The sequence below is a fragment of the Terriglobus sp. genome (genome assembly GCF_965201105.1).
Lineage (GTDB): Bacteria > Acidobacteriota > Terriglobia > Terriglobales > Acidobacteriaceae > Terriglobus.
Genome location: NZ_OZ241741.1, coordinates 258,597 through 270,756, shown reverse-complemented (window position 1 = coordinate 270,756; position 12,160 = coordinate 258,597). Strand labels below are relative to the sequence as shown.

General features: G+C 56.5%; 4 protein-coding genes, 2 tRNA genes and 3 rRNA genes. 3 read left to right on the top strand and 6 right to left on the bottom strand.

Annotation, left to right across the window (positions count from 1 at the left end; genetic code table 11):
• The first annotated feature begins 68 nt into the window (after positions 1–68).
• From ACOFKT_RS01095 to ACOFKT_RS01085, 3 genes are all read left to right on the top strand, one after another.
• Complete coding sequence (locus tag ACOFKT_RS01095) at positions 69–1,130, top strand: hypothetical protein (protein ID WP_419805602.1); 1,062 nt, start codon at positions 69–71, stop codon at positions 1,128–1,130.
• 99 nt (positions 1,131–1,229) lie between these two features.
• The gene (locus tag ACOFKT_RS01090) at positions 1,230–2,399 is read left to right on the top strand and encodes an HsdM family class I SAM-dependent methyltransferase (protein WP_419805601.1); all 1,170 of its coding nucleotides are present in this window, start codon (positions 1,230–1,232) and stop codon (positions 2,397–2,399) included.
• 145 nt (positions 2,400–2,544) lie between these two features.
• A complete protein-coding gene (locus tag ACOFKT_RS01085) occupies positions 2,545–3,471 on the top strand; it encodes a hypothetical protein (RefSeq protein ID WP_419805600.1) in 927 nt (308 codons plus the stop codon).
• A 761-nt stretch (positions 3,472–4,232) separates the two neighbouring features.
• Here ACOFKT_RS01085 and rrf read toward each other — a convergent pair.
• From rrf to ACOFKT_RS01055, 6 genes are all read right to left on the bottom strand, one after another.
• Positions 4,233–4,349, bottom strand: a 5S ribosomal RNA gene (gene rrf, locus ACOFKT_RS01080).
• 165 nt (positions 4,350–4,514) lie between these two features.
• Positions 4,515–7,464, bottom strand: a 23S ribosomal RNA gene (locus ACOFKT_RS01075).
• A gap of 293 nt (positions 7,465–7,757) precedes the next feature.
• A tRNA-Ala gene (locus tag ACOFKT_RS01070) sits at positions 7,758–7,833 on the bottom strand.
• Positions 7,834–7,886: 53 nt separating this feature from the next.
• A tRNA-Ile gene (locus ACOFKT_RS01065) sits at positions 7,887–7,963 on the bottom strand.
• Positions 7,964–8,272: 309 nt separating this feature from the next.
• A 16S ribosomal RNA gene (locus ACOFKT_RS01060) occupies positions 8,273–9,772 on the bottom strand.
• The 16S, 23S and 5S rRNA genes sit together here with 2 tRNA genes alongside, the layout of an rRNA operon.
• 923 nt (positions 9,773–10,695) lie before the next feature.
• Positions 10,696–12,141 carry a cation diffusion facilitator family transporter gene (locus ACOFKT_RS01055; protein WP_419805599.1) on the bottom strand — a complete coding sequence of 482 codons (1,446 nt, stop codon included), beginning with the start codon at positions 12,139–12,141 and terminating at the stop codon, positions 10,696–10,698.
• Positions 12,142–12,160: the final 19 nt, after the last annotated feature.

Here is a 12,160-nt window from a genome sequence, read left to right as displayed (position 1 = left end):
CGTCTTTCCTTCCTCGCGCTCTCAAGTCCGCGGACTGGGAACGGCCCAAGCTCGACTTGGAAGTGCCATTGAATCAACGCAAAATCAACAACATTCTTGCGGAACTGCGCGCGACGCCACCGGGCAAAGAACCGTCTATGTACCCCTCGCTTCGCAATCTGTTCGTTCAAGTTCTGAATCATCAGTCCCGCGATGTGTTGGCTGACTCCAGAACCGACGCCGGCGTGCGGCCGGACATTGCCGTCGCTGCTCGAATCGAAAACGATCTGATCATTCCCAATTGGATCGTGGTCGAAGCGAAAGATGAAGCGGTCTTCCAGGACAACAGTGCCGCAGGCAGAATCATGCGGTCAAAGTGGCGATATGTGACCGCTGGCACGGAGTGGTTCGTCTGTATCGACCCGGCCACGATCCGCATCAGGCGCATCTCTCGAACTGAAACGGTCGATCAGGAGCAGCCCGATCAAGTCTTCTCCCTTGATGCTCCGATCAACGTCGACCTGGAGCATGCGCTGGAAGAGATGGCCTTCGAATCTCTGGAGAACCGCTCCCGGTTGCGTGACTTCCGGATGGGCAAACCCGGAACGTTCGGGAGAATTCGCATCGAAGCGGACGAGTCCAGGCGCATTTTTCTGGACGCTCTGAACACGGCAGCAAGGCACCTGTCTTCCGGTGTCGGCTTCGCTTTGAAGGCAGTTGCGGCAGACCGGTCTGCGATTCGCGGCGAATGGAATGCCTTTCGTGAGCAGTTTCCATCCGCCGCTATCTCGCTCAATCCTTTTCGGGTGACGGGAACTGCGAGCGTACACATCGAAGATCGCGTCCGCTTCCGCCGCGCTGTCAGCAGGCTTCGAGAGTCGTATCGTCAGTCGCCCGTGGCATTTCAGTTGGAAATCACAGTTTCAGACGCGTATCGAACGCGTTCGAAAGACGAAAAACAAGCCGAGGATTTGCTGCGGGAAGAAACGGCGGCTCTGCTGCTTTCACGCATACTGATGCTGCGCTTTTTTGAGGACTACGGCTACTTCGGTGAGCGCCGCTATCTGTGCAACGGTGGCATTGCCGCATTCCAGGCCATGCGTGAGTACATGGCGGCACAGTACCCGGAATGGCTGCGGAGAGCCTACTAGGCGGGCGGCCATATCTACCAGGCCGTCTTCGATCTTTCCCCGCTCGATTGGATTCTGAAGAGCGACAATCGGGCACTCTCAGCCTCCATTGAGCACGCCATGCTCCTCCTGTCCACCTTCAACTTCACCACCATTCGAGAAGAACTGCTCAGTGCGATCTATGGCACCTTCTTCGACGACTATCAGCGTAAGTCCATGGGCGAACATTACACGCCTCCCAGCATCGCGCGCTGGATCATTCGGCGCGTGCGGGGTCAGTCGTTTGGCAAGGTGCTCGACCCAGCCTGCGGCTTCGGAACCTTTCTTGTGGAGGGCTATCTGGAGTTCATCGGATCGGCAGTGAATCGAGGCCTGATCGAAACCGATCGCGCGGAGCAGATGACAGCGAATCTCTGCGGCAACGATATGAACTTTTTCTCCGCGACCATCGCGCAAATGCAGATGTTGTGGAACCTGTTACGCATGCCCGGCGAGCGACCGGAGCACCCGCTACCCAAACTCAACATCGCAAGCGGCTTCCATTCGCTCAATCCCACGTCATTGCTGTCGCAGTTGGATGAGATGGACGTGACTGCATGGAGCGACCTCGACACCGACAAGTACAGTCTTGTGGTTGGCAATCCTCCCTATGTCCGCCCAGAGCGCCGGCCGATGCCGCCCACAGCCGAGCAGGAGCGATTCTTCTCTCCGGTCGGAGCCAAGTCGAACATCTTTCTCCAGTTCATTTACAAAGCCATGAGTCAATGGCTTGAAGAGGGAGGCCGGCTTGGGTTCGTCATCCCACTCACCTTTGTCGACACCGAAGAAAGCGCACCGCTTCGTCGCCTCTTCCAGATCGGCGGCTCCTGGAAAATTCTTGAAATCGTCGACATGGAAGATCTGAAACGTGCGCTCTTCCCGTCCGCAAATGTTCGCCCCATCATTCTGATCGCGCAGAACACGCCTGCGACCGTAGACGACCGCATCACGCTGCGCACTCCGGGTCAGGATTGTGTCACGCGGTCCCATTCCGGTGAAAACCTTGACTTCAACTTGGATCAGGCCCCGGCCAGCATCGTTCATACGCGTCCGTTTGGAGCAATGACGGTCGTATTCTCACTCGACTTACTAACGAACGCGCCGAGCTCGCGCACCGTCTCGCATCGCTGCCAACGTTCGCTTCCATCGCGCAACCATACTGGGACCGCAAACAAGGCTCACGCATCGCCGAACGCACCCTGGCCCCAACGGTCGGCCGACGTGAAGGCTGGCAGGAAAAGCGCTTCCTGACAATGGGCTTGGCAATCCGCGGGACGGACATTTCTGCATTGCGCGGTCCCTCCCTGTACAAAGACGAAAACATCCTCCCGTGCCAGCTCACGGGCGAACCCATCCTGACGCACTGCAATTCGCAAGTCTCTGACGACCCATCAATTTGGCGGTTTCCGGACCAGATGCCGGCAGTCGGGTTTGCGTTCTCTCGAATTTCCATGTTCCCTGTCGGAGTCCGCTTCGACCCGGCCAGAACCGCATTCTTGAATACCGCAACCATTTTTCGCCAACAAGCGATCTGAATGAATTTCCGTTCGATTTCGTGGTCCTCTCCATTGTGTACAGATGGTTCTACGCTTTGTATCTGCGCGAGGGCGTTGTGGCGGACTACTTCTCAAACGCTTATCACGGAACCATTGGCTGCCTGCCTTGGACGGTGAGCCTGCAAGCCGGCCAGACCGCTCTATGCTCAATCCGGAACAGATTCATGGAAGCGTGCAGATTTATGAAAGCAGGAAAGGAAGTCTTAGCCGAGCGCCTCGCCCAAACAGGCGTCGTTACACTGCAGCAGGTGATCCAATCCCGCGAAGAATTACGTCTGCGCTGGGGCAGCCAGACCCAAGCCACGGAATCCGAAGATTCGGAGCCAGTCCATAGCGTTCCGTTTGGCTCCGCTTTGTCTGATTGGGTCGAAGTCAACGACGCGCTCATCGCAGAACAGCTCGCCCTCGCCGTCACCCTCTTCATCGATGGCAGCGCCACACGGGACGATATCCGGAACCTGATCCTACCTGCAAACGGCACGGAGCAGGAGTATGCCGCGGTAGTGGCGGATTACAAAAGGACCGAGCCGACGCGGGAAGTTGAGCGCATTCTCGCCGAACTCGACACGGTCGTCGCACCCGCTCTTGGCGTCTCTGAAAATGAACTCGACTTCATGCGCGAGGATCTCAAGAAGGACCCCCTCCTTTCGAAGCTCAGAATGCGCCTTCCTTACCAGGAGAAGACCGTTCGCGGCTTACTCGAAAGCCTTTTGGCTTCGGACCGCTACCAGCAGATATCCACTACGCGAAGTACACAAAGCGCATAGGGGGACAGGCAAGGCATGCACTAAGGGTCGTCGTGGCAATGGCGGGAGAACACGAACCGTTTAGCGTAGCGTCTAGCGGAGGCACCCGACGGTCGCCGTCGCGTTGCTGAAATACCCGAAGCGTTCAGCGTACCGGCTCGAAGCACCCGCCGAAGGTCGTCGGCACGTTCGCCGGTAAGCTAGGCGCATAGCACTGGCTCAGTGCATCAGGGTGATCGCCTCAGTTGTACGAACGCACGGCCTGGATACTTTGAGATTGATCTCCGCGGGCCACATCTCGATGTGGATGCCGGTCAGTCATTGCTTTCTAGAAGGTGTTATGAAGTTGCGAGCCCGATGAGTCTGCTGGTCATGAGGATGGCGAAGGCGAGAAGTGGATGGCTCTGAGGGTGAACGGTTCGAAAGGCACGATGCTGACCGGCAGCAAGCGCGGTACTCTTGTTGTTGGCTTCTCCGCACTCCTGCGCTCACTGTACATAACGCAGCTAGGATTGACTGCACACAGCTCCCCGTGCGCCGGCCATCAGACCACCATGAGAATTACAGGTTCTAGGCGGCGACGGCCAGATCGTACGGTTCGTCTGTAAGAGCATCACCGGAGTCCTCTTGCAAAGGAGCCGTAATGCTGCTCTCAGGCGGGCACCAGAGTCGCCATCGCACTACAAAAGTACGCGAAGCGCATAGCGTAAAGGGTCAATACGTAAGCCGGAACTCACAAAGAACGCGAAAGGGCCCACTCCGAAGAGTGGACCCTATGTTTATGCCGGCGATCACCTAATCTCCCACACAGCTGCCCGTGCAGTACCATCGGCCCAGCGAGACTTAACTTCCGTGTTCGGGATGGGAACGGGTGTGACCCTCGCAGTATTCTCACCGGCAAATTGTCGAAATCACCGCATACGGTGTTTCACAACTGAATAGATTGAGTAGACGTTTCGTCTTTATCCTCGCTTACCCAGCGAGTACAACTACATGGCTTGTGTTGAATGCTCTGGATCACAGCGCACCGCAATATTTAGTGGCTGCTGCGCAGAGTAAATTCTATGACCAAGCCGAACGGGCGATTAGTACTGGTAAGCTTTGTCATTGCTGACTTTACACATCCAGCCTATCAACCTGGTGGTCTTCCAGGGCCCTTCTTTTCCCTTACGGGTTGGGAGATCTCATCTTAGGGCATGCTTCCCGCTTATATGCATTCAGCGGTTATCATAACCGAACTTCGCTACCCAGCCGTGCCTTTGGCAAGACAACTGGAACACAAGAGGTTCGTCCATCCCGGTCCTCTCGTACTAAGGACAGCCCCCTTCAAATCTCCTACGCCCACAGCAGATAGAGACCGAACTGTCTCGCGACGTTCTGAACCCAGCTCACGTACCGCTTTAATAGGCGAACAGCCTAACCCTTGGAACCTTCTACAGCTCCAGGATGCGATGAGCCGACATCGAGGTGCCAAACCATTGCGTCGATATGAACTCTTGGCAATGATCAGCCTGTTATCCCCGGCGTACCTTTTATCCGTTGAGCGATGGCCCTTCCATACAGAACCACCGGATCACTAAGGCCTGCTTTCGCATCTGCTCGACTTGTAGGTCTCGCAGTTAACCACACTTATGCCTTTGCACTCGACGGCTGATTTCCAAACAGCCTGAGTGTAGCTTCGCGCGCCTCCGTTACAATTTAGGAGGCGACCGCCCCAGTCAAACTACCCGTCTTACTATGTCCCTCTCCCCGATCAGGGGAGGAGGTTAGAGTCACAACAATCGCAGGGTGGTATCTCACCGTTGGCTCCACCGAAACCGAGATCCCGGTATCAAAGCCTCCCACCTATCCTGCGCAGCAATTGCCGTAACCCACAGTAAAAGTATAGTAAAGGTGCACGGGGTCTTTTCGTCTAGCTGCGGGTAACCGGCATCTTCACCGGTACTACAAGTTCGCCGAGCAACTCGTTAAGACAGTCGTACGATCGTTACTCCATTCGTGCAGGTCGGAACTTACCCGACAAGGAATTTCGCTACCTTAGGACCGTTATAGTTACGGCCGCCGTTCACTGGGGCTTCAATTCAGAGCTTCGCCTTGCGGCTAACCCCTCCTTTTAACCTTCCAGCACCGGGCAGGAGTCAGCCCCTATACGTCGTTTTAGACTTTGCAGAGACCTGTGTTTTTGTTAAACAGTCGCCGTACGCGTTTCACTGCGACCACTTCGGGCTATGAACCCTACTGTGGTGACCCTTCTCCCGAAGTTACGGGTCTAATTTGCCGAGTTCCTTAACAAGCCTTCACTCGAGCGCCTTTGGATATTCTCCTCGTCCACCTGTGTCGGTTTGTGGTACGGTTCCCAATTCCTCTCCTTAGAGGTTTTTCTTGACAGCGTGAACTCAGCAGCTTTCAGCCATACGGCTTACTGCTTTGCATCTCACCGTTAAGCCCTGACGGATTTGCCTATCAGAACCGGCTTGCATGCATCGAACCCCTAGCCATAGTGGGTCCTGCCTATCCTTCTGTGTCACCCCATCGTGATAACGAGGTATTGGGAGGTCCGGAATATTAACCGGATGTCCATCGCCTACGCCTTTCGACCTCGGCTTAGGGACCGCCTAACCCTGAGCGGATTAACCTTCCTCAGGAAACCTTAGACTTTCGGCGTCAGTGGTTCTCACACTGATTATCGCTACTTATGCCGGCAGGGTCTCTTCTCAATGCTCCAGCAGTCTTCTCAGTCTGCCTTCTCTGCGGTGAGAATGCTCTCCTACCACGCATGCTTAAAAGCATGCATCCGCTGCTTCGGTATACAGTTTGAGCCCCGTTGTATTGTCGGCACCGGACCGCTTGACCAGTGAGCTATTACGCTTTCTTTAAAGGATGGCTGCTTCTAAGCCAACCTCCTGGCTGTCTGAGCGTTCCGACTTCCTTTCCCACTTAACTGTAATTTGGGGACCTTAGCAGGCGGTCTGGACTGTTTTCCTCTCGACTGTGAAGCTTAGCCCCCACAGTCTGACTCCCGGGCTGGTTGTGATCGGCATTCGAAGTTTGGCTGGATTCAGTAAGCCGGAAAGCCCCCTAGTCCAATCATGTCTCTACCACCGATCCAAATCACCCGAGGCTAGCCCTAAAGCTATTTCGGAGAGAACGAGCTATCACGAAATTTGATTAGCCTTTCACCCCTACCCTCAGCTCATCCGAGCTTTTTTCAACAAACACCGGTTCGGTCCTCCAGTGGGTGTTACCCCACCTTCAACCTGGCCAAGGGTAGATCATCTCGCTTCGCGTCTATTCCTGCCAACTGAATCGCCCTATTCAGACTCGCTTTCGCTGCGGCTCGCTCACGCTTAACCTTGCTGACAAGAATAACTAGCCGGCTCATTATGCAATAGGCACGCGGTCAGACATTCCCTTGCGGGCATAGTCCTCCCACTGCTTGTAGGCACACGGTTTCAGGTACTTTTCACTCCCCTCACTGGGGTGCTTTTCGCCTTTCCCTCACGGTACTGGTTCACTATCGGTCAGAAACGAGTATTTAGCCTTACGGGATGGTCCCCGTGGATTCAAGCAGGGTTTCTCGTGCCCCGCCTTACTCAGGTACCTGCTTCGAGTCCAGATCAATTTCGCATACGCGACTGACACGCTCTTTGGTGCCGTTTTCAACCGGCTTCCGCTATCGACTGGATTGGTAACTCTACTGTTGCAGGCCCTACAACCCCCGTGCCACCGAAATGGAACGGGTTTGGGCTATTCCGAGTTCGCTCGCCACTACTATCGGAATCGAGGTTTCTTTCTCTTCCTAGGGGTACTGAGATGGTTCACTTCCCCCCGTTCGCTTGTTCAAGCCTATGTATTCAGCTCGACATACCTGGGTTTTGCCCAGGTGGGTTTCCCCATTCGGAAATCTCCGGATCACAGCCTGTGTGCGGCTCCCCGAAGCTTATCGCAGCTTGCCACGTCCTTCATCGCCTGTTTCTGCCAAGGCATCCACCGTGCGCCCTTAGTAGCTTGCTCATAGAATTTACTCGCACGCAGCACTTACCTGCGCCGAGCGTCCATGTTTCTTCGCCTTAATTATCCTAAAGAGACTCAACACTAAATCTTCAGCACTGTGCAGAAGGAACCCGCACGCTGAAGGCTCAGCCTTGTAGTTGTTTAATTACCCAATCTATTCAGTTGTCAAACATCCCATGCGATCAGCTATGCCGCTGTCGCGGTGCGCCCTTGGACGCTGGAAACACCTCTTGCGAGGGGAATCCAAGGATCAGGCAAAAGCCTCAACCTCAGAGTTCCTTCAACTTTCGATATGGTGGAGCTGAACGGGATCGAACCGTTGACCCCCTGCTTGCAAAGCAGGTGCTCTCCCAGCTGAGCTACAGCCCCTCAGAGCGTCTTGATAAAGATACCGCAGACCTTAAAACTGGGTCAAGCGATCATGGTGGGCCTGGGTAGATTCGAACTACCGACCTCACCCTTATCAGGGGTGCGCTCTAGCCAACTGAGCTACAGGCCCAGCCCGAAGAACAGGCGGCAGGCGTTAACGCCATGCCGCCGGATCCTCGCTGCTCGTTCTGAGCTCACCTAGCCTAAGCCAGGGGCTCTCGAAAGTTTTTCGAGGACACAGTTGAACGTGCGGACCGGCTACGCCGGTCGTAGACCATCGTGATGATCATGGGCAGACCAAGAGAGGGTCTGGTTCAGGCTCCCTAACCGACCACCAGAAGAGGTGGTGAGGGGTGTACACGGCAACATCAGGGTACACACAGCCGAAGCTGCTCGCGATACGCGAGGCGTGATCCTGTGCCGTGACGTTCTCTCTTAGAAAGGAGGTGATCCAGCCGCAGGTTCTCCTACGGCTACCTTGTTACGACTTCACCCCAATCATGAATTACACCTTGGGCGGCTGCTCCCTTGCGGTTAGCGCACCGACTTCTAGTGCAACCCACTTTCGTGATGTGACGGGCGGTGTGTACAAGGCCCGGGAACGTATTCACCGCAGCATGCTGATCTGCGATTACTAGCGATTCCAGCTTCATGGAGTCGAGTTGCAGACTCCAATCCGAACTGAGGCCGGCTTTCTCCGATTGGCTCCCCCTCGCGGGTTCGCAGCGGTTTGTACCGGCCATTGTAGCACGTGTGTAGCCCTGGACATAAAGGCCATGAGGACTTGACGTCATCCCCGCCTTCCTCCCCGTTATCCGAGGCGGTCTCGCCAGAGTGCTCAACTAAATGGTAGCAACTGGAGATAAGGGTTGCGCTCGTTGCGGGACTTAACCCAACATCTCACGACACGAGCTGACGACAGCCATGCAGCACCTATATACAGGCCCATTGCTGGGCGCCGATATTTCTACCGGATTCCTGTACATTTCGAGCCCAGGTAAGGTTCTTCGCGTTGCGTCGAATTAAACCACATGCTCCACCGCTTGTGCGGGCCCCCGTCAATTCCTTTGAGTTTCAGCCTTGCGACCGTACTCCCCAGGCGGATTGCTTATCGCGTTAGCTTCGGCACGGCAGGATTGGGTACCTGCCACACCAAGCAATCATCGTTTAGGGCTAGGACTACCAGGGTATCTAATCCTGTTTGCTCCCCTAGCTTTCGCGCCTCAGCGTCAGTTATGGTCCAGTGAGCCGCTTTCGCCACAGGTGTTCCTTCCGATATCTACGCATTTCACCGCTACACCGGAAATTCCACTCACCTCTCCCATACTCAAGCCCGGCAGTTTTCCGTGCAGGCTTCGAGTTGAGCCCGAAGTTTTCACACGAAACTTGCCAAACCGCCTACGCGCCCTTTACGCCCAATAATTCCGAACAACGCTTGCCCCCCTCGTATTACCGCGGCTGCTGGCACGAAGTTAGCCGGGGCTTCTTCTATCGGTACCGTCATTATCGTCCCGATCGAAAGGAGTTTACGTCCCAAGAGACTTCATCCTCCACGCGGCGTTGCTGCGTCAGGGTTTCCCCCATTGCGCAAAATTCCCCACTGCTGCCTCCCGTAGGAGTCTGGACCGTGTTTCAGTTCCAGTGTGTCCGTGCGCCCTCTCAGGCCGGATACAGATCATCGCCTTGGTAGGCCATTACCCCACCAACTAGCTAATCTGCCGCGACCTCCTCCCCAAGCGCATTGCTGCTTTGACTCGTAAGTGTTATGCGGTATTAGCCCAGGTTTCCCTAGGTTATTCCCCACTCGAGGGTAGATTAGTCACGTGTTACTCACCCGTGCGCCACTTTACTCAGGGCCGAAGCCCCTTTCTCGTGCGACTTGCATGTGTTAGGCACGCCGCCAGCGTTGATTCTGAGCCAGGATCAAACTCTCATTTGAATTCTGGTTGCACACTCCAACAGGACGGGGTCCCTGGAGATGTGCGCCGCACAGCCTCGAAATGCTGTGCGGGTATAACTAGTGAGATGACCAGACCGCTAGGTCTTGCCGTATCTCACGACTGGCACGTTCAACTATGTTGTCAAAGATCCGAACAGATCAGGCCTAAGCCGTCTGCTTTGGATCAAGGACGCTCGTCTTTGTCGACGAGGTGTGTCCTCGAACTTGATGTGCGCTGCTTGTGTAGTGAACCCTTCCGGGCCGGTTGCGTTTGCTCGCTGAGTTCACCCGTTTCGGGCCGGAACCGCGTCTCTCGCGCTCTCTACTGCGTTGCGACAACTTTCTTAGAGTATCGCGTCTTCGCTCGTTCTGTCAACCCGCTCGCTTCTTACCCCTAACTCGTCGGCGATCCGCATGGTCGCTCAGTCCCTCGGACACGAGTCTTAGGCGCGTGAAGCAGGCGTGTGACTCTTGGAATCGCACTCTTTCGTTGCGCATCGCCGCTTCACTGAAAGCAGCGCTCAAATCTCAATCAACTCGGCATTGCCCGAAAGCAAGGCCCGGAGCCTGAGCTCCTTCGTTTCATATGGCAGTGTCTTGGGTTGTGCGCGTTGGGATCGGAACCATTGGCTCTCAGACATCGCAACCGCAAACGCTTGGACTGCTTCAGCGTCTCATCAGGCATGAACCGACTCGGCTCACTCTCCCGACTCTTCCAACAATACTCAGGAGACTTGCTCCTGTCAACTGCCGGTGCTGAATTCGTTCGTCGTGCCCATTGCTGCGCTCGACTTGTTTGAAGTTATCCGAACGCAAGCATTCATGCAAGCGGCCCAGTACCTTTCTTGTGGAAGGCCGGTGGAAATACCGACTTTGTCTCAACGCGAAGCCCATACATATCAGGAACTTACGCCTATCGGAAATCACCGCCGGTTGTCGGTTGCGGGCTCCGGGTGAATGAGTACACGGGTCACCTCCGGATGCTGCCGCAGGAATGCGGCTTCCAATGCTGAAATCACCGCGTGCACCGCATCGATGCGCATGCTGTCCGGCAGTGTGCAATGGCAGCTCAGTTCGAGCTTGTCGCCGTGCCAAATACCAGTCATGTCGTGCACGTCGCAGATTTCGGGCCAGCCTTTGGCAGTCTGACGCAACTGCGTCAACAAGGCCGGGTCATGCGCAATCTGCCCCGGATGCGCGATCGCCTGTTCCTCGCTCTCGATATGCGTGATGACGGACCGGATTTCCGGGACTTCCCGGCGCATCTCGGCCTCCAGGCCCGACGCTGTTTCGTGAGCGTCTCGCAGCAATGTTTCGGCGGGTAGCTCCAGGTGCTGCTCCAACTGGAGCCCGTGTTCCACCTGCTGCAGCGACACATCGTGCACGGAAAGGTCGGCCCGGGCGGCGACGGCGCGGACACGCTCGAAAACACTCTCGTGCTCGCCAGCCACCGGCACGGTGCGCACGATGACGTCCGTTGCGGGCAGCACGGTTTTCACGGCCTCCGTCACCGCAGACACCAGCTGTTCCGAACGTTGGAAGGTGATGGTGCGGGCCATGCCCACGGTCACGTCCGCAAAATAGCTGCCCCCGGAACGCCGCATACGAAGCCGGTCGACCGACACTACACCGGGCACGCGCGCCACCGCCGCTGCCATCGCCTCACGCGTTTCCGGCGTTGTCTTGTCGAGCAGCGCATCCACCGTCTCCCGTGCCAGCGACCAGGTAACGCGCAGAATGATCACCGACACAACCAGCGCGGCAATCGGGTCCGCAAGTTCCAGCCCGCGGATCCCGAAGCGCTGCCCCGCGAAAGCCGCGATCAAGCCAAGCAGCACCGCCATCGAAGACCAGATGTCCGTTCCGAAGTGCAGCGCCTCCGCTTGTAGCGCCTGCGAATGCGCCTGTTCGGCAGCGCGATGCAGCGCCTTGGACCGGGTCCAGTCCACCGCGATGGAGAGAACCAGCACCAGCACCGGCCAGGGCGAAACGCTCAGCGCGATCGGCTCGCCGTGGCGATAGCGCAGGAGCCGCACGACACCTTCGTAAATGATCCACACCGACGAGGCGAGCATGAAAATCGTCTCGACGAACGCGGACAGGCTCTCTACGCGGCCGTGGCCGTAGGTGTGCTCTTCGTCTGCGGGACGGTCAGCCACACGCAGGCTGAGCAGGGTAAGCGTGCTGGCCAGCAGGTCGATGCCGGAGTGCGCGGCCTCGCTCAGCATGCCGAGCGATCCGGTCGCCACGCCCGTGATCACCTTCAGCAGGGTGATTGCGGACGCGGCCAGCAGACTGCGCAGCGCGGTCTCGCGTTTCATGTGTTGCAGGTGCTGCTGCGATTCGTCCGGACTTACGAGTTCGGCCATGCGAAGTTCAGCCTACACG